At 26.8% G+C, this 24,245-nt stretch carries 30 protein-coding genes, 4 tRNA genes and 1 pseudogene; 22 read left to right on the top strand and 13 right to left on the bottom strand.

What is annotated here, in order from left to right; translation table 4 throughout:
* Positions 1-110: 110 nt before the first annotated feature.
* From JN03_RS08950 to JN03_RS08945, 3 genes are all read left to right on the top strand, one after another.
* The gene (locus JN03_RS08950) at positions 111-659 is read left to right on the top strand and encodes an inorganic diphosphatase (protein WP_134076548.1); all 549 of its coding nucleotides are present in this window, start codon (positions 111-113) and stop codon (positions 657-659) included.
* Positions 660-998: 339 nt separating this feature from the next.
* The gene (locus JN03_RS01430) at positions 999-1,343 is read left to right on the top strand and encodes an MG284/MPN403 family protein (protein ID WP_036441401.1); all 345 of its coding nucleotides are present in this window, start codon (positions 999-1,001) and stop codon (positions 1,341-1,343) included.
* A 247-nt stretch (positions 1,344-1,590) separates the two neighbouring features.
* Positions 1,591-2,745: an MHO_1580 family protein gene (locus tag JN03_RS08945; protein WP_134076546.1), complete on the top strand. Its 1,155-nt coding sequence runs from the start codon at positions 1,591-1,593 to the stop codon at positions 2,743-2,745.
* 530 nt (positions 2,746-3,275) lie between these two features.
* Here the strand turns inward: JN03_RS08945 and JN03_RS08940 are convergent.
* From JN03_RS08940 to nadE, 4 genes are all read right to left on the bottom strand, one after another.
* Entirely contained in the window at positions 3,276-4,112 is an 837-nt protein-coding gene (locus JN03_RS08940) for a DEAD/DEAH box helicase (protein ID WP_134076545.1), read from the bottom strand.
* Between the two features lie 33 nt (positions 4,113-4,145).
* Positions 4,146-4,562 (bottom strand): hypothetical protein, encoded by a 417-nt coding sequence (locus JN03_RS08935; RefSeq protein WP_134076544.1) that lies wholly within the window; start codon positions 4,560-4,562, stop codon positions 4,146-4,148.
* Positions 4,563-4,566: 4 nt separating this feature from the next.
* A complete protein-coding gene (locus tag JN03_RS08930) occupies positions 4,567-4,695 on the bottom strand; it encodes a hypothetical protein (RefSeq protein ID WP_277870478.1) in 129 nt (42 codons plus the stop codon).
* Between the two features lie 476 nt (positions 4,696-5,171).
* Positions 5,172-5,951: an NAD(+) synthase gene (gene nadE / locus JN03_RS01410; RefSeq protein ID WP_134076543.1), complete on the bottom strand. Its 780-nt coding sequence runs from the start codon at positions 5,949-5,951 to the stop codon at positions 5,172-5,174.
* Between the two features lie 87 nt (positions 5,952-6,038).
* Between nadE and efp the strand changes: the two genes are divergently transcribed.
* The 3 genes from efp to JN03_RS08920 are packed head-to-tail and all read left to right on the top strand — an operon-like array spanning position 6,039 to position 8,743.
* Positions 6,039-6,596 carry an elongation factor P gene (gene efp / locus JN03_RS08925; RefSeq protein WP_036441393.1) on the top strand — a complete coding sequence of 186 codons (558 nt, stop codon included), beginning with the start codon at positions 6,039-6,041 and terminating at the stop codon, positions 6,594-6,596.
* The gene (locus JN03_RS01400; RefSeq protein WP_123772480.1) at positions 6,583-6,909 is read left to right on the top strand and encodes an MMB_0454 family protein; all 327 of its coding nucleotides are present in this window, start codon (positions 6,583-6,585) and stop codon (positions 6,907-6,909) included. The genes efp and JN03_RS01400 overlap by 14 nt, the downstream gene beginning before the upstream one ends.
* Positions 6,893-8,743, top strand: coding sequence for a transketolase family protein (locus JN03_RS08920; RefSeq protein WP_036441388.1), 1,851 nt, complete (start codon positions 6,893-6,895; stop codon positions 8,741-8,743). The genes JN03_RS01400 and JN03_RS08920 overlap by 17 nt, the downstream gene beginning before the upstream one ends.
* Here the strand turns inward: JN03_RS08920 and JN03_RS01390 are convergent.
* Entirely contained in the window at positions 8,740-9,447 is a 708-nt protein-coding gene (locus tag JN03_RS01390) for a pseudouridine synthase (protein ID WP_036442957.1), read from the bottom strand. The two genes, JN03_RS08920 and JN03_RS01390, sit on opposite strands and share 4 nt — an antisense overlap.
* Positions 9,448-9,571: 124 nt before the next feature.
* Here JN03_RS01390 and JN03_RS01385 point away from each other — a divergent pair, with 124 nt between their 5' ends.
* The 15 genes and pseudogenes from JN03_RS01385 to JN03_RS01315 all read left to right on the top strand — a co-directional run bounded on the left by JN03_RS01385 (position 9,572) and on the right by JN03_RS01315 (position 16,921).
* A complete protein-coding gene (locus JN03_RS01385; RefSeq protein ID WP_134076542.1) occupies positions 9,572-9,892 on the top strand; it encodes an MG284/MPN403 family protein in 321 nt (106 codons plus the stop codon).
* The gene (locus JN03_RS08915) at positions 9,879-11,027 is read left to right on the top strand and encodes an MHO_1580 family protein (protein ID WP_134076540.1); all 1,149 of its coding nucleotides are present in this window, start codon (positions 9,879-9,881) and stop codon (positions 11,025-11,027) included. Before JN03_RS01385 ends, JN03_RS08915 begins: the two co-directional genes overlap by 14 nt.
* Entirely contained in the window at positions 11,027-11,539 is a 513-nt protein-coding gene (locus JN03_RS08910) for an MHO_1590 family protein (RefSeq protein WP_036441374.1), read from the top strand. The genes JN03_RS08915 and JN03_RS08910 overlap by 1 nt, the downstream gene beginning before the upstream one ends.
* Positions 11,540-11,549: 10 nt before the next feature.
* Entirely contained in the window at positions 11,550-11,774 is a 225-nt protein-coding gene (locus tag JN03_RS01370) for an acyl carrier protein (protein WP_051599357.1), read from the top strand.
* A gap of 34 nt (positions 11,775-11,808) precedes the next feature.
* A tRNA-Trp gene (locus JN03_RS08905) sits at positions 11,809-11,883 on the top strand.
* 141 nt (positions 11,884-12,024) lie between these two features.
* Positions 12,025-12,100: transfer RNA gene (locus JN03_RS01360), tRNA-Thr, on the top strand.
* A gap of 1 nt (position 12,101) precedes the next feature.
* Positions 12,102-12,185, top strand: a tRNA-Leu gene (locus JN03_RS01355).
* Between the two features lie 67 nt (positions 12,186-12,252).
* Entirely contained in the window at positions 12,253-12,702 is a 450-nt protein-coding gene (locus JN03_RS08900; RefSeq protein ID WP_036441353.1) for a hypothetical protein, read from the top strand.
* Between the two features lie 20 nt (positions 12,703-12,722).
* Complete coding sequence (gene truB, locus JN03_RS01345) at positions 12,723-13,592, top strand: tRNA pseudouridine(55) synthase TruB (protein ID WP_134076538.1); 870 nt, start codon at positions 12,723-12,725, stop codon at positions 13,590-13,592.
* Between the two features lie 12 nt (positions 13,593-13,604).
* Entirely contained in the window at positions 13,605-14,411 is an 807-nt protein-coding gene (locus JN03_RS08895) for a YcsE-related riboflavin metabolism phosphatase (protein ID WP_036441349.1), read from the top strand.
* A 37-nt stretch (positions 14,412-14,448) separates the two neighbouring features.
* Positions 14,449-15,303 (top strand): FAD synthase, encoded by an 855-nt coding sequence (locus tag JN03_RS01335; protein ID WP_134076536.1) that lies wholly within the window; start codon positions 14,449-14,451, stop codon positions 15,301-15,303.
* 163 nt (positions 15,304-15,466) lie between these two features.
* Positions 15,467-15,733, top strand: a complete 267-nt coding sequence (gene rpsO / locus JN03_RS01330; protein WP_036441341.1) for a 30S ribosomal protein S15 — start codon at positions 15,467-15,469, stop codon at positions 15,731-15,733.
* 103 nt (positions 15,734-15,836) lie between these two features.
* Complete coding sequence (gene rplU / locus JN03_RS01325; RefSeq protein WP_036441340.1) at positions 15,837-16,142, top strand: 50S ribosomal protein L21; 306 nt, start codon at positions 15,837-15,839, stop codon at positions 16,140-16,142.
* Positions 16,142-16,396, top strand: a pseudogene (gene rpmA / locus JN03_RS01320) (50S ribosomal protein L27); the annotation flags it as partial. The gene rplU and the pseudogene rpmA, both read left to right, overlap by 1 nt.
* 240 nt (positions 16,397-16,636) lie before the next feature.
* The gene (locus JN03_RS01315) at positions 16,637-16,921 is read left to right on the top strand and encodes a hypothetical protein (RefSeq protein ID WP_036444770.1); all 285 of its coding nucleotides are present in this window, start codon (positions 16,637-16,639) and stop codon (positions 16,919-16,921) included.
* Positions 16,922-16,988: 67 nt separating this feature from the next.
* On the opposite strand, the gene tyrS is transcribed toward JN03_RS01315, so the two are convergent.
* Positions 16,989-18,245 (bottom strand): tyrosine--tRNA ligase, encoded by a 1,257-nt coding sequence (tyrS, locus tag JN03_RS08890; RefSeq protein ID WP_036444774.1) that lies wholly within the window; start codon positions 18,243-18,245, stop codon positions 16,989-16,991.
* Positions 18,246-18,346: 101 nt separating this feature from the next.
* Here tyrS and JN03_RS01305 point away from each other — a divergent pair, with 101 nt between their 5' ends.
* The gene (locus JN03_RS01305) at positions 18,347-19,231 is read left to right on the top strand and encodes a DegV family protein (RefSeq protein WP_036441328.1); all 885 of its coding nucleotides are present in this window, start codon (positions 18,347-18,349) and stop codon (positions 19,229-19,231) included.
* A 95-nt stretch (positions 19,232-19,326) separates the two neighbouring features.
* Here JN03_RS01305 and JN03_RS01300 read toward each other — a convergent pair.
* The 7 genes from JN03_RS01300 to JN03_RS01270 all read right to left on the bottom strand — a co-directional run bounded on the left by JN03_RS01300 (position 19,327) and on the right by JN03_RS01270 (position 24,210).
* Positions 19,327-19,403 (bottom strand) — tRNA-Ile (locus JN03_RS01300).
* Positions 19,404-19,467: 64 nt separating this feature from the next.
* Positions 19,468-19,896 carry a 30S ribosomal protein S9 gene (rpsI, locus tag JN03_RS01295; RefSeq protein ID WP_036441326.1) on the bottom strand — a complete coding sequence of 143 codons (429 nt, stop codon included), beginning with the start codon at positions 19,894-19,896 and terminating at the stop codon, positions 19,468-19,470.
* Positions 19,896-20,330 (bottom strand): 50S ribosomal protein L13, encoded by a 435-nt coding sequence (gene rplM / locus JN03_RS01290; RefSeq protein WP_036444777.1) that lies wholly within the window; start codon positions 20,328-20,330, stop codon positions 19,896-19,898. Before rplM ends, rpsI begins: the two co-directional genes overlap by 1 nt.
* 106 nt (positions 20,331-20,436) lie before the next feature.
* Positions 20,437-21,105, bottom strand: coding sequence for a 16S rRNA (uracil(1498)-N(3))-methyltransferase (locus JN03_RS01285; protein WP_241852027.1), 669 nt, complete (start codon positions 21,103-21,105; stop codon positions 20,437-20,439).
* Between the two features lie 106 nt (positions 21,106-21,211).
* Entirely contained in the window at positions 21,212-22,294 is a 1,083-nt protein-coding gene (locus tag JN03_RS08885) for a hypothetical protein (protein ID WP_134076535.1), read from the bottom strand.
* Positions 22,295-22,303: 9 nt separating this feature from the next.
* Entirely contained in the window at positions 22,304-23,245 is a 942-nt protein-coding gene (locus tag JN03_RS08880) for a hypothetical protein (RefSeq protein ID WP_036441320.1), read from the bottom strand.
* Between the two features lie 68 nt (positions 23,246-23,313).
* Positions 23,314-24,210, bottom strand: coding sequence for an RluA family pseudouridine synthase (locus JN03_RS01270; protein WP_134076533.1), 897 nt, complete (start codon positions 24,208-24,210; stop codon positions 23,314-23,316).
* Positions 24,211-24,245: the final 35 nt, after the last annotated feature.

Genomic DNA, 24,245 nt, shown 5'->3' with positions numbered 1-24,245 from the left:
AATTTTTAAAATTTGTAAATTTGAGAAACATTTGAGAAAGTTTTGAGAAAGCTAAAAGATTTTTTTGCTAAAACTAGCATAATAAACATTTTGATTTATAATAAATAATTATGAAAAAAATCGAAGTTAATATTGAAATTTCAAAAGACTCAAAAATCAAATATGAATACGATCGTAAAACCAATAAAATTAAAGTTGATCGTATTTTAAGAGGGGATTTTAAATACCCTTGCAACTATGGATACATTCAAGAAGCGCTTGACTGAGATGGAGATGAGCTTGATGTATTAGTTTATTCAAGTGAAAGTTTTTTGCCAGGAACATCATTAGAAGCTCGTGTAATCGGTGCAATGAAAATGATTGATGCAGGTGAAACTGACACTAAATTAATTGCAGTTCATGCAGATGATTATAGACTTGACCATATCAAAAGTTTAAAAGATGTAGATCAAATGTGACTACAAAGTGTAAAAAATTTCTTTTCAACTTATAAAAACTTTAAAGGTGAAAATATAACCATTGTAAGCGGTTTTGAAGATATCGCTTGAGCTGAAAAAGAGTATCTTGAATGCTGTGAGTTAATGAAAAAATATGGCAAAATGGATAAAGACGAATTCATTGCCAAGATGAAAAAAGAACATCCCGAAAAATACATTTAATTAAAACTATAACTTTAAAACTCAGTTGCTGTCAAAATATTAGCTTGCAACTGAGTTTTTATTAACTTATATTTTTTTAAAGCTTAATTTGAAAGTAGAATTTAACCCATTTTTCCATTTAATAAATTAATAAAATTACACATGATATGCGTGTATATGCTCTAAAACTTAAAGTTTTACGCTGAAAAATTACAAAAAAAATTTCCATTTTTATATATTTAGCGGGGGTAAATATATAAACTTTTTTACATAAAAAAATATATAAAAAAGCAAAATTTTTTGTATTAGAATTAAATGACGAACAAGATTGTTTTACATTGAGGAGAACAAGACCTTAAAATGGGCAACAAAGAGAAGTTTGCAACAATTCTAAAATACTTTAATTTGATAAAAAATACAAAAAATTTAAAAACTCAAAAAGATATTCAAATTGTTTCTGAATGTCAAAAAATACTTGGCAACACTGATAAACTTTTAAAACTTAGAAAAATGCTACTTGCATCACATAGTCTTTTAATGAAAACATTTTTAGCTTCACTTCCTAGTGAATATAGACTAATTTATGACAATGATATTTTGCAACAAGTACCAAATAGAAAATGATATTTGCACTTTTTTTCTAAATCAACTTATTATCGTAAGTTGAATGAACTTCTTTCAATTATTTGATTTTTAATGTTTTAATGAAACTAGCAAAATTTTTTATTTATGTAATAAATAAGCAATTTTCATAGTTTCAAAATTGAAATTTTTGAAATTTCTACTGCTTAAAATAATTATGTCTAGATATCTAGACACCCACAATTAGGAGAAAAAATGAGAGATATATTATTGTGACATTTTAATGCAGAAGCGGCATTAAATTATCTTAATAATTTCAAGAAGTTTTATATTGATAAACTCAAGAATTTTGTAAAAGAGAAGGGTTTTAATGCTGTCAGTTTATAATGATCCTAATGAAATAGTAAATTATAGGTTGATTCAGCAAAACTTTAATAGCAACTTTGTAAACCAGGTACCAGAAGAGCTTTTACCTTGAAAGGGATGAAGATATTCAGAAGGGAATATTTGAAGGGTTACTAATTCTGAAAAATATTTATCACGTAAATATCCTGTGTTTATAAATATCAAACGTAATTTCACAGATAATAGTGCAATATTTACTATAAGATGACATAAGGCTGAAAAAAATGGTGAATATTTTGGTTATAACCATACTTGCTTATGACATTTAGATAGAAAAACTTTCAAAAATGTAGGTAATGGTTTTTACGAAGTTAGTTTTTATGCTGATGATAAGGGTAGAAAAATCAATTTTGATGATTTAGAATCTATTGAATTCATTGACCTTGAAACAAGAGGGAAACGTAACACTGAATTTGCTCATCATTGAATAACAATTAAAAATATGAAGCTTTCACCCGAAACAAAAAATCCACAAAATTTTGATGGTAAAAACAATAAAATGAGATTTATTTATGAAATTAATTATACCATTGGAGCAAACGTGAAAAAAGGAAGTTTTATTAACAATAAAGATTGTAGTGTCAAATATCTTGAAGTTGATACTAAATTCAATGATTTATCAAACATAAAAGGTAGTGAAAAAATAGCAGAAATAAAATATCAAAATTTAACTACAAAAGATAAAAAACCACTTCAAATGGAACAAAAGTTTATGAATTTATTTACATTAAATAGCCTTAATGTTGAATTAAATAGTAAAAAGCATTATCTCGAATATAAAACAAATGTAAAAAAATCAGATAATCATTGAGATGTTGAAATTTATAATGATGCAACACACGAACTTGATAAGAAAACCAAAAATTGAATAGCAGCAGAAAATGGACATGAAAAAGGTTTTTTACTGCCATTAAATTTTTCAGGAGAGGTTAAACACTTTTATCATTTTAATACAAAATTTCATTGATCAAATTATCATGAATACTCGCAACAAATTGAAGAAAAAATATTAGATTTTACCAAAGGTAAAATTAAATTGTATATGGATAATAAAGAAATAGATTGACAAGCTCTTGAATTAAATCAAGAAGTTAATTGAAAATTTATTTCTTTAGGATAAAAATTAATAATTTAAAAGTAAAAGAAAATAACTTAGCTCTTTATAATCATTCATCACATCCACACTCATATTCACTTTATACTCACAAAAATCATTTTCAAATCAAATCACTGCATAAAGTTATTTTCCCAAATAGTCTATCTTATAGGTTCTGAGAAAACCTCTTTTGATAGGCTTTTTAATTAGGGTTTTAGCTTATAATTTATAAATTTTAATTGATTTATTAGGTAAAAAGGAAATTTAAGAAGGAGATTAAAAAGCCATAGCTTAAATTTCTATTCACCAATAATTTTTCACAGCTTTTATACTTTTTCACAAAATTTCTGAACTTTTTTTGTAATTCTTAAGTGCTTTCACTTTTCTTTAAAATCAAGGAATTACTTTGGTAATACAATTTTTGCATTTTGATTTTTTACATTTATTAAATTTTCAAAAATAAAACATAAAACATAAGTGTTGCGCTTGATATTTCATTTAAGTAATGTGAAGTTTTTTTATAATATCTTTTTTAGTTTTCTTAGCTAATTTTATTAATTATTTCATAAGCTTTTTTTAATATGATTATTATTTATTCATACATTATAATCGCCTATTACATATAATCTATATTTAGCTCTAGTAACTGCAACGTTAACAATATTACTATTTACAAATTTAGTTATAGCATAATTATTAGTCTTATCATCACAACCTAACTCAAAAATAACTTCAGATGCTTCTTTACCTTGAAATTTATGGACTGTCCCTAAATTATTATTTACTCATTTATAACCATCACTTTTTTCATCCAGATTAAATTCTTTTATTAATTTTTTTTCTAATTCATTAATTACTGATTTAAAAGGAGAGATTATAAATAATTTCGGATAATAATTTGGAGAATGTTTGCGATTTTTTCTTAATAAATTGCAAGTCTCCTGCCCTTGTTTTTCAACATAATGATTTTTTTCACTTTTCTCTTTGCCTTTTACATCAAGTCATTTTGCTTCAATATCTTTTTCTAAAAAAGAATCTATTTTTTCTTGATCAGGTTCTTTGGTTTGAATTTTCATAATTCCGCCATATGAAATTGCATTTGAAATATCAAACATAGTTTTTAAACATCCACGGTGTACTAATAGTGGACATCCAATTCATTCTTGATTAACATATGTTCCATAAGAGTTTATTTGATCAGCGAAAGATTGAACCGAAATAGTTTTACTCTTATATTTTTCTAAACATTTATCTTTAAAGTTTTCTTTTAATATCTCTAAATAATCAGTAACAACTGGTTCAACTTGTTTAGGATCTCCCACAATAATAGTTTTTTTTACATCTAAATATAGATCCAAGTGCCATATATGGTTGTGCTTGTCCCGCTTCATCCACTATTAAAGTTCCTAATGATTTTGGTTCTTTTACATATTTAAACATTCTACCAGCTGATGAAAAAGTTGTAGAAATACAGGTATTAAAATTTGCAAACTATTAAATGCATGAGCAAACATCATTTCCTTTTCGTCCTTTTTATAATCACAATTACTAGAATATAATAAATCGAAAATAATGCTTAAGTTTTCTTTTAAATAAGAGGAATTATAAATAAATGATTTAGTTAAATTTAAGGCACATTTAAATAATTCCATTCTATTATTATTCATATTTTGTGTAAATCAAGGGTTTTTAACATGAGCTTTTGTTGATTTCTCTACGTTTTCATTTAGCAAATCTGATAAGTAATCTTTATGAAAAGAAATGATGTGCTTTTTATTGAATTCTTCTTTTAATTCGCCGCGCAATATATCTTCAAGATTAAAATCATCATTTAAATTCATTTCTTTATAATATAAATACTTTTTTATACTTTTTATTGTCAATATCATCAAAAATTTCAAAAATTTCTTTATATTTCTTTTGATCTAAAAAAATCCAAATGAAATCAATAATTAAGTATTTTTTGTTTATCATCCATATTTGCCTCTTATTTATAGTTATTATATCAATGAATAAAGCAATTATTTTTTAAATAATTGAATAGTATTATTAGATAAAAAATAATAAAACTAGTATTTAAAATACTAGTGGGCATATGTAGAATTTTGGGTAAACTTTGTTCTTTCTCTAATAGAAAGAATCGTTTTACACAGCATCTAAAAATATTACCAATAAAGTTGAAGAACAAAAAATAGAGATTTAATATATAATCAAAATTTTGTCGGTTATGTATTAATATTAGGTAAATATAAAGCTAGTGGTTATTACACTTTTAATGTAAAAGATTTATCTAATTGTTCCAATCAAGAATATTTTTGATAAATTTATCATAAACATTAACAATTATTAAATCACCAAATTTTAATTTTTCTAATTTGTAGCCTTCAAGTCAAAAACAAAAAAATGCCCCCACTATGCAGTCCAAAGGCATTTTTACGTTATACAAAACTTTACTTAAGTTTTGGGCCTTTTGGAATAAGAGACACTTTATGTAAACTTGCTTTGTGTAGGCTTTTAATTCGTTCACTTATTTCAGATGACACCAAATGTTCATCTATAAGTCAACGTTCAAATTGGTCATAAGTAAAACCCAAACTATCTTCATCTGATGTTGCAGTACATAGATTAGCAGTTGGTTTTTTTTCAAGAATTGTTTTGGGAATATCAAGCAATGTCCCCAAAACAAAAATGTCTGATTTTTGTAAATTAGCAAGTGGAAGCAAGTCCACTCCACCATCGCCATATTTGGTAAAATAGCCTAAATAATATTCGGCAAAATTATCAGTTCCAATTACAAGTGTATTATGCTTTTGACTTAAAGCATATAAACTTGTCATAAAAAGGCGTGATTTTATGTTGCTTTTTATAGGAACTTGAGTAACTTTGAGTGTTTTTGTTAATGCATTGAAGTTTTCAGTTAAATCAACTGTAATAATTGAATTGTTAAAATATTGCTGCAATTTTACAATATCATTTTCAGTTTTACGGTCGGTTTTAGTTTTAAAATAGTAAAAATGTGCATCATCTTTAAATTCTTCATATGCAATTAACGCTAGTACTGTAGAATCAATTCCACCTGATAAGCCTAAAGTGATTCCACTTGTTTTAGAAGCTAAAACTTTTTGGCGTAATCAGGTTTTGATTTTTTTTATCAAAATAGAATATATCTTATATTCTTTGGGAGATAGGATGCCAGATTGCTTAAATTTTTCGAATATCTTGTAGTACATATTAACTATTTTAGCAAAATTTTATATTATAATTTTTTATATTTTAATAACTCAAATACTATTTAATACTGATCTTAAGGGGAAGATATGATAAGCGTTAATGATTTACGTCCAGGTTTTACTTTCAAACATGAAGATAATATTTACATTGTTTTAGAAGCAGCACATTCAAAACAAGGTAGAGGGCAGGCTAATGTTAAAATTAAAGCCAAAGATTTAAGAAGTGGTTCTATCACTGTAAAATCATTCACAGGTGGTGAAAAAGTTGAAAGAGCAATGATTGATAAAGCTAAAATGGATTATTTATATAATTCAGGTGAAGCTTTAGTTTTTATGGATCAAGAAACTTTTGAACAAATTGAAATACCTGTAAAAAAAGTTGAATGAGAAATGAATTTTCTTAAAGAAGGAGATAAAATCCAAGTAAGAAAATTCCAAGAAGAAATTTTAGATATTGAGCTTGAAGTTAATGTAGCTTTAAAAGTAGTATCTTCTCCTGAAGCTGTGAGAGGAAATACTGCGCAAGCTGCTCAAAAGAAAGTTATTGTAGAAACAGGTTTTGAAGTTGAAACTCCACTTTTCATCAAAGAAGGTGAAATCATTCTGATTTCAACAGAAACAGGTAAATATGTTGGAAGAGCATAATGATTGTTTTGTTTTAGTACCTACTAAAATGAATTTTTCTTACAAAGTTTCAACTTCTCTTATTCAAGAAGAAATTTTAAAAATTTGCAGACAAGAAACAAAAACTCAAATTACTAGTATCAAAATTTTACTTGACAAGTTAAAACATAACATAAACATTAATCTTGAATACAAAATTAATGATTTCAAAGAATTCACTTTTCAAACTAAAAAAGTTATTTTTGTCATAAACCAAAAAGTTTTATCTTTAATTAATACAAAACCAAATAACATAAATATGATTTTCAAGGGTTGCAATGAGCAAGCTAAATAAGAAACTTGACCAACTTGCTGTTGATAGCATCAAAATGAATGCTTGTGCAATGATTGAAAAATTTGGTTCAAGAAATTATGGATCTTCAATTGCTGCTACTAAATTATTGCACACACTTATTTTCTATCACTTAGTATTTAATCCAAATGATTTAAATTGAGTTAATCGCGACCGTTTAATTATTTCTGATCAACAAATCCTTCCCGCTTATTATGCAGCACTAAGACTTTGTTCAATAATTTCAAAATCAGATCTAGAAAACTATGGTAAATCTGAAAACACCCCTTATTTTTTATCAACTTCAAAACAAACACTAACTGAAGTTGGATTTAACAGTAATGGATCTGCTTTTTGCAATGGTATAGGTCTTGCAATAGCAGAAACTATGTTAGCTAATGAACACGAGGAAATAAACCACAAAACTTACATTATTTGCAACGATGAAGATATGCAAAGAGGTAATGTTCAAGAAGCTTTAAGTTTAGCTGGAACTTTAAAACTAAAAAATCTAATCATCCTATACTCTTCTACTGAAATTAGTAAAGACTCATTTACTTATAGTGTCAACCACGAAAAAACTCGTGCTAAATATCAAGCTATGGGTTTTAATTACCACCAAATAAATGATGAAATTAAATCAATTAATAAAGCAATTAAACTTGCAAAATCATCACACAAACCAACATTGATAGAAATTAATACAGTGCTAGCTAAAGGAACTCCTTATGAAAACACAATTAATGGCTTTCATAATAAAATCACAAAGCATGATATTTCTAATTTAAAAGACACACTACTATTCAAAAAATCAGATAACCTTGAAACCTATTCAGATCTTTTAGATTATTATAAAAATAAAATTGACCAAAAAATCGCAAGTCATTACAATAATTGAAATTGCTCAAGTAAGCTTGAACAATTTCTAAGCAATGATTTTATGATTAACTTAAATGACCTCAACACTCGTAAAATTGATGGCGACAATGATTTATACAGTTTAATCATCAACAATATTTCAACAAAGTATTCTAATATAGTATTTTGTTCTCCTAATATGGAAAACATCACCAAAATTAAAAATATTTCTAATGTCTATGCTTTTAATAATAAAAGCGGAAGAAATATTTATTTTGGTGAAAGACATAATTGTATTGGAAGTGTGGCCAATGGAATATCACTTCATTCAAATTTCAGACCTATAATTTCAACTTTATTAGAATATGCACACAATAGCATTCAAGCTATTATTGAAGCTAAAAAAATTTCACTAAATCCACTTTACATCTTCACCAAAAACACCAATTATGAAAACACTGACATCACCAATTCTTTAAATTTAATTAAAGATATTGATAGTATTTGTCCAATTACTCCTTATGGCATTGAAGAAGTAAAAACTTGTTTTGAAAATGCAATTAACACTAGCAAAAACTTACCTTCAATTTTAATTGCTGATGCTAAGAAAAAAATCACAAACAAATTTACTAATTTTGATAAAAGTAAGTTTTCAAGTGGTTCTTATTATGCTGTAAATCATCCTAATTCATACACTTTAATTTGCTCAGGACTTGATTTTAACTTGGTTTATGAAATAGCACAAAACCTAAAACTTTCACTTATTGTAGTAAATGATTTTTGTGGACTTAAAAATACAAAATACAATATTGATAAATCAATATTTATTTCTACTGATGATTTTAGCAATTTAAACATCGCAAAACATAATGTAAATAAATTTAATTTCACTAAGCTTTTTAAAGCAAAAGATACACTAGAATTTAATAAAGAAAATCTAACTAAATTTATTGAAGAAATAATTAAAAAGCAAAACTAAGCAAGTAGTTTTGCAATCACGCTAGAATTAATTTTCTTTTGTTCTCCTATTTTTAAATCTGCATCTGAAAAGATTCAAAATCTTTTACGGTGTAGATTTTTTACTGAATTATTTATTGCCAAAAACATATTTTTTACGTGGTGATTTCTACCTTCACATAATTCCACTTGATAAACCAATGGACTTATTTTTTTCACTACTTGCTTTGAAATTTTGCCATCTAAAATAAAATTATTTGAATTCAAAAGTTTTAAATCTTCATTAGATAATTCTTTTTCTACAGTTGCAATATATTCTCGTTTTATCTGGTTTGAAGGATGAGATAAATAATTTGTAAGTTCTCCATCATTGGTCAATAAAATTACACCAGTAGTGTTATAATCCAATCTTCCCACTGAAAATAAATATTTATTTTCAGCTACTAAATCAAATATAGTCCTGCGCCCTTCAGGGTCATTACGCGTGCAAATTACTGCGCGCGGTTTATTTAATAAAATGTAAATTTTTTCTGGTGTTTTAGTTTCAATTTTCCTACTATCAAGTAGTATTTGATCACTTTCACAAACAGTGTCACCCAGCTTTGCTATTTGACCATTAATTTTAATTCTTTTAGCTTCTATTAATCTTTCAACTTCACGACGTGAAGCTACACCTTTATTACTCAAATATTTTTGAATTCTAATCCTAGTAATTTCTTTTTCCATGGGAAAAATTATAAACTATATTTATTTATAAATAAATATAAGCTTTTTCATTTTCCCATTTATTTAAAATGTACGAAATTTTAGAGTGTAATTGAATTACCCAAAGGGGAGAGGAGAGAGACAAATGTTAGATACACAAAGTGTAAATGTTCAACAAAACTTATCATCGCTTTATGCAAAGAAACGTTTTATAAAAGAATATTGCACAGCTGAGAAATTTAAAGAGGGTAGGAAACTTGGTAAATTTCAAGCAGATAAAATATCTTCATTGGAAATATTTTTAGCAAGCCTTGAAAAGGATATGCAAAAAATATTTATTGAAAATTTCATTTTCACCAATCCGGATAGCGAATGATATTTGGATTATTGATCAAAAGGAACTTACTATAAAAGACTCAATGAAGTTGTAAATTTGTTTTTGGGGTACATACATGATAGATATTAACGAAATACAACAAGTACATCGACTTACACAACTAAATGAAATGAATGAAGAAGTAAATTTTCAAGTCGATAAAAAAGTTTTTAACAGAGATTTTATAAATCCAAATGAAAATTTTCAATTACACATTAGAAGAATTATTCAAACAAATGAAATGATTTTAGATTTTATTTATGAAAATAGTGATTCAAGAATCTTAGATAGCGAAATTAAATCTACAATCAATAATAAAGAAGTTAAATTTAAATATGCAGGAAAAGTTGATGGTAGATACCATTTTCAAGCAATTTTACCAGAACAGAGTGGATTTAAAAATTTTACATTTTCTGATCTTAGAAATGTTTTTGTATCACTAGGAATTTATAGACAAGCTAAGAAAAAACCTGAATATGTAAATCTTTACACCTTAAACTTCAAAATTCAAAAACTTCCTATGAAGAAAACTTTGAAAATAGAAAAAGCAGGAGTTAACATTAAGACTATTTCAAGACTAAAAATGAAATTGTATAATGCAGAACCTGAAGCTCAAAGTCTATCAGAAAATAGTGATATTGAATATTTGAATATGGAACTTAAACCACTTGAAATTAGTCAAACTAAATACAATGAAAAACTTTACAAAATTAACCTTTATAAGCAATGAAAAGAAAATAAATATAAGACTTTAAAAATTGATCAAACTGATTATTTGGGAATTAATTTTGTCTGAGATAAAACCAATAAATTATTCCCTGAAAAAGTAGAACTTGGCATTCAAGGAGATAATAACATCACTGATGTAATAATAAATTCATATAGTTATTATGATAAAAAGACTAAAGAAGTGATGCTTTCAAGTGAAAGTAGTGAAGCTAAAAGAGGGTTGGTGCTTCCATTAAATTTTGCTGGCACATTTACTCATAATATAGATTTATCTATTGGTAAAGCTATTGAAAACATTAAATTAACCTATAATGAAGTTTTTGAAAAACCTATCCTAAATTATGCAAATGGAAAAGTAAATCTAAAAATTATTGAAAATGAAGAATATCCAGAAAAAATCAAGCAACAGTGAAACACTATTAAATATAAAAACATCAAAGAAATAATTGAAAAAGCGCAAACTTTAAATGAACTAATAGAACTAGGAGTTAAATAATGGAAAAGAAGAAAAAAATATATTTAGGATTAGGTTTGTCAACAGTTGCAGCAATAGCAATTGGTGCAACTGTAACTGCCATACTATTAAAAAAGAAGAATGTTAATAAAAAAGTAATAGTAGAAGTAGAAAAAACTAATCCTGAAACTAAAAAGCCAAATGAAAACAACACAGGTGAAATCTTACCCGGACTTCCAGCAGAAGAAGTGGAACCTAAAACAATTTTTGAAAATAAAAAACTTGCTGAAGTTGATGCTAATAAAATTTTCCCAGTTATAGAACTTTCAAATTATTATGATAAGTTAAACTTCAAAGATGGGCAAGCCTGAATTGATGATGATATGCTACTTTATATCATAAAAGATATAACTGGAAGACTTGCAATAAGTGATGGGGTAGTAAAATATTCAATCGACCGTGAAGATCAAAAAACTGTAACATTAAATTTCATTTGATTTAATAGTACACAAAAATCATTCAAGAGCTATAAAATTTTCACTAATACTATATAATAGAAACACTATGGACATTAAAGAAAAAATTTTTTCAGAACTAAAAAGACATACAAGAAAAAGTTTTAGTGAAGACACCATCATTAAAGATTTAAGTATTGATAGTTTAGATCTTTTGATGTTAGTTACTGAACTTGAAAAAGTATTTTCAATTGCAATTTCTGATGAAGAATTACTAAATATCAAAAAAGTTGGAGATATTTTGCGCATTGTAAATCAAAAAATGCAAAAATAAATTAATAATTAATGTAAAATGTAATGGTATTTGTAGGGGTATAGTTCAATGGTAGAACAACGGGCTTCAACCCCGTGTGTTGTGAGTTCGAGTCTTGCTACCCCTGCCATATCATTTACTGAACTAAAAAAACTTTGCTCAATCTGGCAAGGTTTTTTAATTTGCTTATTTTTAGGAATTTTTTTGTTTTGCAAAAAAAGATATTTTCAAAAAAAATATGTAAGATATGTATAATTATATAGAAATTTCAGCCGTCTTAGCTCAGTTGGTAGAGCAACTGACTTGTAATCAGTAGGTCGTAGGTTCAAGTCCTATAGACGGCACCATGCGCGAGTGGTGAAATGGTAGACACGTTAGTCTTAGGAACTAATGCTCCTCGGCGTAAGGGTTCAAGTCCCTTCTCGCGCACCATATATCGAAAAGATACCGAATTATACTTTTATAGTATAATTTTTTTATATTTAGAGGGAGATTTTTTATGGATAATAACCAATTAATGATGCAAAACCAGCAAGAAGATATAAAGAAAAATAAATGAAATATTTTCTTTATTGTCTTTTTTGTTCTTCTTAGCTTTTGAATTTTTTATTCATATTTTCCTATTTTAGTTATTGCATTTAAAACTTTGATTTTTGCAATGCTAGTTGTTGCAAGTTTTGGACTTATTTTAATAATTGATGAGAATTTTAACAAAAATTATGAAAAATATTTCACTTACCAATCAATTGGATGATTATATATTTCAGCTATTATAGTTGCAATCATCATAATTGCTTTTGCAATTAGTGCAATCTGCTATTATTCTTTGTCTAAAAAAATTAAAAGACCTACTAAAATTACTTGTTTAACGCTTGGATCTATTTACCTTACACTAGAACTAATAGCACTCTGTGCTAATATTGTAATTCTTGCAACACTTCCTAGATAATTAACTTTTGTTCGATTATTATGTTTTATAAAATATATAAAAAGAAGAATATTTCTTCTTTTCTAGCAATACGCCAATTTGCTAAAAAAATGGGCATTGAAAAAATTGGACATTGCGGAACATTAGATCCGCTTGCAACCGGACTTTTAATTGTAGCAACTAATCAAGATACTAAACTTCTTGATTATATTTCTTCACAATCAAAAGGATACACCGTAACTGCTAAACTTCATTTTTCATCAGCAAGTTATGACGAAGGCGAAGAAATTACAGCACTTACTAAAAAAGAAATTACATTATCCGAGTTAAAAAAAGCTATAGAAGAAATTGCTAAAACAACCTCACAAATTCCGCCTATTTTTTCAAGTAAAAAAATTAATGGCATTCGTTCTTATGAACTTGCTCGTAAAAATAAGTCCGTTCAGTTAAAGCCTTCCTCTATTAAAATTCACAAATTAAAACTACTTTCATTTAACTTCAAAAAACAAGAATTTAAATTGAGGTGTGAAGTATCAAAAGGAACTTATATTCGCTCATTAATTCATGACATTGGCGTATTGTTAGAAACTGATGCTATTATAACTAAACTCAATCGACACAAGGTAGGTAATATTACCTACAAGCAAAAAAAATATAAAAAAATTACAAATTTAAAACGTCTTTTTGATGTATTATTATATAAGTTAAATTTTGAACAATTATCTAAAATTTACAAGCAAAAGCAAGTATTTTTAGGTGATAAAAAAAACACAAATAGTAATTATTTATTTCTTTATAAAAAAGAAATAATTGCATATGGACATATTAAATTTGGAGAAATAAATTTATCCAAAGTTTTTTATAGCCGCATAGAAAGAATATTAAAAATGTCCAAGCAAGACAATAAATAGAGGTCCTAAGAAATGAACAATAAATACAAAATAATAGTATTTGATATTGATGGAACACTGCTTCCTTTTGGAGTTGATGAACTAACTCCAAGAACAAAGGAAATGTTTGAAAAATTAAAGGCTAATGGCTATATCAATGTCCTATGTTCAGGTAGAGATATTTTCACTGTTGGAAAACAAATAAATAATCCTTATGTAGATTATTTTATTGGCGCAAATGGAACTTTTATAATGGATTTGAAAACTAAAGAATATGTTTTTGAAAGAACCATTAGTTATGAAGATTTCTCAAAATTTTATGCATATGCCAAAGAAAGAAAATTTCCTTTTTCATTTGTTGGAAACAAATGAGGATATTATAATGAATTATTCAATATCGACCACTGATTCTACAAACCATTCAAAAAAAACTTTATTTCAGTAGAAGAATTTGAAAAACAAAATGACAAAAACTATTTAATTACCATCAATAGTAAAGAACCTCATAAACTAGCAGTTGAATTAAATGAATTTTTCACAAGAGAAAAACTAGACATGTGAGTTTTGGCTGAATGAGCAGGTGGAGTATTTATTTCTGCCCGTGGAATTACAAAAGCTACAGGTCTTCAAGTGCTGGCTGATCTTCTTGATAGTTCACTTGATGAAATGGTTGCATTTGGTGATAGTGAAAACGATGTTGAAATGTTGAGCGCTGTAGGACTTGGTGTTGCTATGGGAAATGGTGAAGACGTAACTAAAGACGCAGCTCATGAAATTTGTCTTCCCGTAACAGAAGATGGACCTTACTTTAAATTAAGACAAAAAGGCTTCTTCAATTAATTCTGGTTATCTTCTAATTTTGTATAATTAATTACAAATGAAAATTTATAATTGAAATTTAAAAGATAAGTTGGAAATTTCTGATCCTCTCATAATGTGTCTTGGTTCATTTGAATCAATGCATATTGGCCATTTAAAAATTTTCAGAGAAGCTTTTTCTATTAAAGAAAATTACAGTAGTTATAAAACTGCTGTTTTAATTTTTAAAACCCCTATAAAAAATGGAACTTTAAAAGATAAAAAGCTTCTTCAATTAAAAACTAGATTAATTACTCTATCCAATTTAAAGTTTGATTATTGTTTTATAGTTGATTTTGATGAAGAAGTCAAAAATACTGAAGCAAGTGCATTTATTGAAAAACTAGTTCAGCTAAACACAAAAGCAATTTGTTGTGGTGAAGATTTCAAATTTGGTTTTAATAAAACTGGCAATATTGAACTCTTAAAAAAATCATTCGAACTAGTTTCAGTAAGCAAAATTACAAAAATTAAAACTCATAAGATTTCATCTTCTCTAACCAATCAACTAGTTTCTGATGGAAATATTGAATTTTTAAATTCTATTTTAATAGATAAATATGCAGTTATTGTAAACACTATTAACTTTGAATTTTCACTTCCCGAATCACTTACCTTGCTTCGCGCAGGAATTTATGTTGTAAATTGCATAATAAAAAATTTTGAATATCATGGCATTTGTCTAATTTCAAATCCTGAATTTTCAGAACAAGATAATACAAACAAAATTTACTTATATGATATTGAATATATTCCTGGCAAAAAAGAAGAATTTTATATTGAATTTTTAGACAAAATTAGATTCACAAACAATAAAAAAACTAATTTTATAACTCCGGAAGACATAGAAGCTGGAAAGAAGTTTTTTTATTAGAATATTTAATGTACTTTTCACTTATTCTTTTGATAAGATTTTCAAAGAAAATAAGCATTTAAACTAGTTAACATATAAGTAAAAATATGTTATAATATACAAAAATTAATTTATATCTTGGTTTGAATGATTCAATTCTTGCTAGGTTATGAAAGGAAAATTAATGATTTCTAAGCAACAAAAATTAGAAATAACTAAAAAATTTGGTCGTAATGCAAAAGATACAGGGCATTTACCTGTGCAAATTGCAATATTGACCGCTGAAATTGAAGATTTAAAAATCCACTTTGAAAAAAACAAAAAAGATTTGCATTCAATGAGAGGTTTTTTAGCAAAAGTTAACCACCGTAAAGATCTTTTAAATCACTTAAAAGAAAAAGATTACAAACTTTACGAAAAAACAATCAAAGATTTAAACATAAGAAAATAATTTTCTTATCAGATTGAGTTACTTATAGAGTAACCATTCTAAACAGGTTATAAATCTATCATAAGATAGTACCTTAAAGATGCGACAAAATATAAGGAGAAAAATGTTTGCTATCATCGAAACCGGTGGAAAACAAATCATTGTTAAAGCTGGAGACATAATTTATATTGAAAAAATTGAAGGTAAGGAAGGCGATGAAATAAAATTTGCTAGCGTATTAGCTACAAATGAAGAAATCGGAACTCCTTATCTAAAAAATGTAGTTGTTACTGGAAAAATTGAAAAACAAGGTAAAGCAAAAAAAATTGTAGTTTATCGTCATAACCCTAAATCAACTCACAAAAGAAAATTAGGACACCGTCAACCATATACTCGGGTAAAAATTCTTGCAATTAAAGGAGTTAAATAATGGCACATACAAAAGCTGGTGGGACAACTAGAAATAGTCGTGATTCCGCAGGAAGAAGACTTGGAGTTAAAGCAACTGATGGTCAATTTGTAACTGCTGGAAGCATTATTTATCGTCAAAGAGGAACAAAAATTTTCCCAGGAAATAATGTTGGACTTGGAAGAGATTACACATTATTTGCACTAATTGATGGTATTGTAAAATTTGAAGACAGAATTAACAGAAAATTTGCTTCTGTATATCCTGAAAAGAAAGCAAAAGAAGTAGAAGTTAAAACTGCTAAAAAAACTACAACGACTAAAAAAGTTGTAGCTAAAGAAGAAACTGAAACTAAACCTGCTACCGCCAAAAAACCACTACAACTAAAAAATAATTAATCAAGGTACATAATAAATGTACCTTTTTTATTTTTCAATTTTCTAAAGGTATCAAAATTTATAACATTTGAAAAATTAGTAATAAAATATTAGAGGAAGAAAAAGGAGTGGGACGAAATGAACAAACCAAAGAAGGTTTTCCTTACTATTGCTAGCATAGCATCCTTATCTGCCTTACCTATAGCAGCTATTTCTTGTGTTAGATTAACATCAATGCAGAAAAAAGTAAAAAGTAAAATTCTAGAAATCAAGAAAATTGCTAAAGAAAAAGGTATTAGTGAAAGTACAATAGGCATCATCAATAAATATACAACTGACGAGGAGATTGCTAAACTTTCAGATGATCAATGCGCCGCATTAATTCTTGCATTGGATGCAGTACTTGCAACTATTAATAAATAGTAATAGTCAAAACATTTCAACAAAAAAAGGCTACAACAGATATCTAGCCTTTTTTTGTTTAATTTTTTTATTTAGATATTTTTTGAAGGATAAAAAAGTCTTTTTTACCTTTTCTTAAAATGGCATAATTTTTATCAAAATTTTCAAACACTATTTTATCTTCTGGTGACTTGATAGCTTTTCCATCTAATAAAATGGCACTATTTCCTATAAATTCTCTAACTTCACGATTAGATGAAAGAATATTATTATTTTTCAGCACATTAGTTATAGTGTCATTTGCTTTAACTTTAAATACTGGTAAAAACCCTTTTAATAAAGATATTTCATCTAAATCTAAATTTAGTATCAAATTACTATCTTTTGAAAATAAGATATTACTTATTTTTTCACATTTATCAGCTGTTTGTTTGTTATGTATATTTTTCACAACTTCATAAGCAAGAGTTTTTTGAGCATATCTTAAATGCTTTGCTTCATTATGTTTTTTGATTATTTCTTCAATTTCTGAGACTTCAATAAAAGTTAATCATAATAAAAGTTCATTTACTTTTTTGTCTGATTGATTTAATAAAAACTGATAAATCGAATAAGGACTGGTTTTTTTAGAATCAAGCCACAAACTTCCACCACCAGTACTTTTTCCAAATTTTTCGCCTTGTTCGTTTAATAAAAGATTAGCAGTTATTCCAATAGCATCAGCTTCTTCACCATGAACTTTTCTTATTATTTCAAGTCCGGTGGTGATATTTCCTCATTGGTCGCTACCACCTAATTGAATCTTAACATTATTTTCTTTAAATAATGTTTTGAAATCTCACGCTTGAAATAATTGGTAAGTGAATTCAGTATAAGTAAGGCCATTATTAATTCTTGTTTTGATACTATCTTTTTCAAGAAGATAATTTACATTTATTAATTTACCAATTTTTCTCAGAAAATCAACTAATGTTCAATTTTTATAAAAATCATAGTTATCAATAACTTTAAGCCCAAAAGATTCTAATTGTTTTTTAATTTTTAATTTATTAGAAATTAAAACATCTTCTTCTAAAAATTGTCTTTCGGTTTTTCTAAAAGAAGGGTCACCTATCATTCCTGTAATACCACCAATAATAGCATACGGGATAAAACTAAATTGTTTGAAGCGTTGTAATGTAATTATTTGAATATAGTTTCCTAAATGCAAACTATCAGCAGTAGGGTCGAAACCTGTATAAACACCAATACCATTTTTTAAATTTAAGGAATTAAACTTTTCTTCGGATGAAATATTGTTAAAAATTTTTCTTGATTTAAGTTCACTTAAAATATCTTTTTTCATTCGATTTTTCTCCTTTATGTGGTTAAATTAATTCAAAAAATGTGTATTAAATTAGTATAATTTTTATTACAAATTATTATATATTTAAACAAGGAAATTATATGAAAATTAAAATAATTTTGGATTCATGTGCTGGGCTTGATGAAAAGCAAGCAGAAGAATATGGTTGAACTTTACTTCCTTTGCAAGCTAATATCAATGGTAAAAATTATTTCATTGGTAAAGAATTAAATTGCCTTCAATTCGCTGAAATATGAAACCAAAACCCTAAATTATGTAACGCAAGTACATCTGCCTGCTCGCCTGGAATGGTAATGGAAATGGTAGAAAAATTTTCAAAAGAATATGACAAAATTATTATTTATTCCATTTCAGTAAAACTTTCAAGTCAAATTCAATTACTTAAAAACTTATTTGCAGGCAATGATAAAGTTTTCATTGTTGAAAGCAAGAAATTATCATATTTAATTATTTATGACCTAGTTCAATTTGAAAACAAAATTAAAGCTGGCGCTAGTTTTGAAGAAGCTTGCAAAGTGTTTGACTATATACCTCAAAAAACCTTATTGATACCAGAATTCAACGATGCACTTGTAAAAGGTGGAAGATTATCTAAATCAGCAGCTGCTATTGCTAAACTATTAAAAATAGTTCCTATCATTGAATTTGACAAAGAAGGTGCATTAGTTAAGTATGGTATTGGTAGAATTTTCAAAAAAACATTATTAAATCAAATTAAAAAACTTAAAGAAATGTATCAACCACTTTCAGATAATTCTTACTTGTTTTTATTACATGCTGCACAAGAAAAAATCGATGATATTGCTAATGAAATCAAAACTACATTGAATATAGATAATGTTTATTCAATGTTACTAGCTCCCGATATTGCGATTCATACAGGTGTGGGCGCTATTGCATTTGGTATTCATAATTTATCAGCTGAAACCAAAGACCAAATGCTAAAATTTTTCAAGAAACATTAAATTTCAATCTATTTTATTAAGTAAATTAAAACCCTCTTAGTTTGAAGCTAAAAGGGTTTTAATTTTGGTTTTTTGAACAATAAATTTTATTGAAATGGTGCGAACGAATGGACTTGAACCATCGACCTCACGATTATCAGTCGTGTGCTCTAACCAGCTGAGCTACGCTCGCATATAACAACAGATAAATTATATTATATACCTGTTGTAATGTTGAAATTTTTTAATTATTAATATTAACGTTTTGAGAATTGACGAGCACGTCTTGCCTTACGCAATCCGTATTTCTTTCTTTCTTTCACACGTGCATCACGTGTTAAGAATCCAGCATCTTTTAATTTGTTGTGGTAATCATTATTAGAAGCTTCTAATAAAGCTCTAGCAATACCAAGTCTAATAGCACCTGCTTGACCTGTTAAACCACCACCATTTACATTTGCAATAACATCGAATGTGTTGCTTGTTCCTGTAACTTCAAATGGACTTAAAGCATCTTTAATTAAAATATCTGAGTTTAAGTATTGTTTAGCTTCTTTAAAGTTGATGGTGAATTTTCCACTACCGGGAAGAATGTAAACTCTAGCAACAGATGATTTTCTACGACCTAGACCATAGTATCTAATAATTTCTTTTTTTGGAGTTTTAGTAGTTTTTGCTGCTGCCATTATTTAACCTCCAACTTAACTGGTTTTTGTGCTTGTTGACGGTGTTCTTCTGCTGGATAAACAAATAAATTCTTGAATTGTTTGCGACCTAATTTTGTATGTGGAAGCATACCTCTAACCGCTTTTTCTACCAATGCTTCTGGGTGTTTTTCTTTAAGATTTTTAGCAGTAATCTTCTTTAATCCACCAGGATATCCAGAGTGGTGGTAGTAGATTTTCTTTTCATCTTTTTTTGCTGTTAAACCAACAAGTTTTGCATTGATAATAACAACATTATCACCCATGTCTACATTAGGAGTAAATGAAGGTTTTGTTTTTCCACGTAATATAGATGCTACATATGCTGCCAACCTTCCAAGAGGAACGTCTTTGGCATCAAGAATATATCATTTCTTGTCAACTGTTTCTTTTTTGATTATTGTTGTTTGACGCATATTTTTCTTTCTTATTTAACTAAAATGAGACAAAAATTTATTTATAAATAAAATTCTTAACTATTATAACACAATTAATAGTTTTGTAAAAAGTCATTTTTACAATTTAAATTACTTTAGAAAGCATATATATTAACGCGGTTTCAGATCTTAATATGCTTTTGGTCAATGATACAATTTTAACATTTTTTTGTTTTGCTTTTTCAATTTCGTTTAAAGAAAATCCACCTTCAGGACCTACAATTAAAACTATGTTTTCATTAACTTTTTCAAGAGGTGAATTCTTAGCATTTTCATAAGCTAAAACCTTGTTTTTATAGTCTAAATTAATTAATTCATCAAATGAAATTACCTTAGATAATTCAGGTATAACATTTCTAAAAGATTGTTGTGCTGCTTCAAGTAAGATCTTTTTATTGCGATCAATTTTATTTACAACATTTATATTGCTTTTATCAGTGTGTTCTGAAATAAAAGGAATTATTTTACTTGCACCTAATTCAGTAGATTTTTGTAAAGCTATTTCAAAATTAGCTTGTTTAATTATAGGAATAGCCACAACTACTTCAAAACCAAATTCATTATTGATATTAAGTTTTTCAATTATTTTAGCTTTAGAATAATCTTCTAAAAAACATTCATAAAAATTAGTCTCATAATTAACCAAGATTTTTTGGTTTCTAAGACGTAAAACTTTTAAATGGTGAGCTTGTGTTTCATCAAAGATGAAATCATTGTTTTCTTTTTTTGTTGCAAAGATTTTATACATATCCATAAATTATATTGAAAAAGGTAAATGGTGAAAAATATTCTTGTTTATTTTAAAATTCAAATTGTAACAAAAAAACCAGAGGCAGTCTCTGGTTTAGTTGGATGTGAGATTATTTATAGAATTTAGCTACTAAGAATTTTTTGTATTCTAATAAAAATTCATTTAATGGCTTTTCAATTATAGTTTTACCATCATCTATTGAATAATAAACAGTGGATTGAGTGTTATAGAATAAATCTTGAACGTCAGCATCACGGTAAGTTAATCAATTGTTTTTATTAACTGATGCATACATAGGATCTTGTGAACGAACAGCTTGATAGTATTCATCATATTTTTTGTTGTATTCTTTAGCGCTAATAGTGTTTTTTAGATTTTCAGCAACGGCTTTATTATTAACATTTTCAGCCATTTCTTCCATTCAATTAATTTCTTTTTTTACCTTAGCATCTTTATCAAGTTCATCTTGATTAGCTGCTTGTTTTTTTATGTTTTGTTGAGCTTCTACATAAGATAGTATTTCTTCTTCTTTTTGTTTTTGTTGTTCCATAAATAAAAGTGTGTCAGCAAAGAAATTAATCTTAAAGATTTGATCTAAGTAAATTTTGTATTTTTTAATTAATGGAAAAGTGTCTAAAATTGAATAAAAATGTAAGAATTTAGAAATAACTTTGGTTGCTAATATGTTTCTAGCTTGCATTTTATCAGCATCAATTTTGATAGTTTCGGGTATTTCTGATGCTTCTATTGAAACAATTTGTTTCAAACTTTTAAATTCTTCTGGTAGTTCTGATTTTTTGGTTTTATATTGAGGATAGTTAAATGAAACAAAATAAATTATTACGATACCTAAATTAAATGCAAGAGCAGTAATTAAGGTTAAAAGCATAACTGCAAAGTAAAATGCTGTGTAATTATTAGCTCATTTCAGTGTGCTATAAACTTTACCGAAACCTAATGAAGATAAAATTAATAAAATACCAATAATTATGTCTATCATTATGATGTTAAAGAATGCACTTGAAGCTCATTTCATTCCTTGAACATAAGGCATAATTAATTCACGTCCTAGAATTTGTTTCGTTTTTTTAGCACTTCTATGGAAATTCAATAAGAATTTAAATGCTAAATATATTGAAACAACCATTAGTAAAATTAAAATAATTACAAGCGTAGTTTGTTGATAATTCATTTTACCTCCTTAATTTATAGTGTTGTTGCCATCATCTTTTTTAGGTTTATCTTCTGGTTTTGAAATTTCTGGTGTAGAAGAACGAGATGAAGTTTGCTTATTATCATTTTCGAAAATGTGTGAAATTTTTTCAATTAATTGTTCTTTTGAAAATGATTCAGCACCATAAATGTTTAATTTTTGAGCCATAATAATCAATTTATCTAAAGATAAAGAATTTAAATTACTTTTATAAAAATCTGCATTAGTTTTATTTGCTTGTTCTGAAAGTGTGCTGTTAGGTTCGGAATTAAGGTCATTTAAATTAATGTCATTAGCTTTATTGAAATTACCACTTCCATCAAAATTAAAGAATTGACCATTACCCATAGCTTCTTTAGAATTTAATAAAATTCTTAATTTTATAAATTCGCCAACAATTCTTTTAATTATATAAAATATAACAAATGAAAATAGGAAAATACCTACATTAACTAGTAAAAGAATATAAGCCACATTTCAAGCACTAATATTGAATAAACTTCTGTAATTAAAAAAGATATTGAAAATTAAAATAAATGTAATAAATGAAAGTGTGTAGAAAAAAGCAGGTTGAAATTTACCAAAATCTTTATTCATCACTGATTTTGCAAAGTTAATAATATATCAAATTATGATTCCTAAAATTGCTATGAAATAAACAAAATTTTCAATAATATTGACTTTTCACTGTGTAAAAGCACGGGTAGCGGGTTCTACATTTGCTACTGAACTTCATATTTTAGTATATTCAGTAATGTACACATCTTTTTTGATAAACAAATGCAAAATAGCTGTCATTGTAATAAAAAACATTACAGTTAAAATTAATAAATACCCTATAAATCAAGGAATGTATGATCTTTTGTTTTTTTCATACATTTCCTTAGCATCCTGATAGGGAGGAATTTGTGGCGTAAATTCAGGATTCATAATTCTCCTTTTTTGTATATTAAATTATATTTTATAATGAAGTTTTTTCTTAATTATATTGCATAATCTTAAATTTTGTTTTTAAGATCTTCTTGAAATTTTTTAGGAAGTGGTGAAATAAAAGTTTGTTCAACTCCTTTAGAATCTATGAATCTAAGTTCACCAGCATGCAATCTTTGACCAAAAGCATCAATTTCTTTGTTGTAAATAGGATCTCCATAAACTGGATGTTTTATATAAGCAAGATGTACACGGATTTGATGTGTACGTCCAGTTTTTAGGTTGCATTTTATAAATGTTTTAATTTTTCCATCGATTAAAATATAGTCTTTTACTTCAATAGAAGTAAAAGCATATTTTGAATTAGTCTCTGTAACACAATATTTTTTGCGATCTTTAGAATCACGTCCTATAGGAAGTTCAAGATTGATAAACTTGTTTTCTATCTTACCATCACATATTGCATAATAAGTTCGTTGGATCTTATGTTCTTTTAAAAGTTTAGCCAAATAATTATGGGTTTCATTATTTTTAGCAACTATTAATAGCCCACTTGTATCTTTATCAATACGATGAACTATTCCGAGGCGAAGCGCGCCATTTACATTACTCAAATTATTTTCAAAACGATATATCAAAGCATTAACTAGTGTGCTTTCTTTATGACCTGGCGCTGGATGAACTACCATACCTGAAGGTTTATTAATAATTATGTAGTCATCACATTCATAAACAATGTCAAGGGCAATATTTTGCCCTTCAAGATGCATTTTTTTATCAAGTAGTTTAGTAATTTGGATATTGTCTTCTTCTTTAACTACAAAACTACATTTAGCAATTTGCTTGTCATTAACAAAAACATATCCCTCATCAATAAGAACTTTTATATCATTACGGGAAATATCACTATTGTTTGCAATATATTTATCAATGCGTTCAGAATAATTAACTACTAGGTTTAACATGCCTAAATTATAACAACAATAAGATATAATATAGC

Source organism: Metamycoplasma hyosynoviae, from assembly GCF_004365165.1.
Taxonomy (GTDB): domain Bacteria; phylum Bacillota_I; class Bacilli_A; order Mycoplasmatales; family Metamycoplasmataceae; genus Metamycoplasma; species Metamycoplasma hyosynoviae.
The sequence above is the reverse complement of the archived record's forward strand: the minus strand, read 5'-3'. Positions and strand labels throughout refer to the sequence as shown.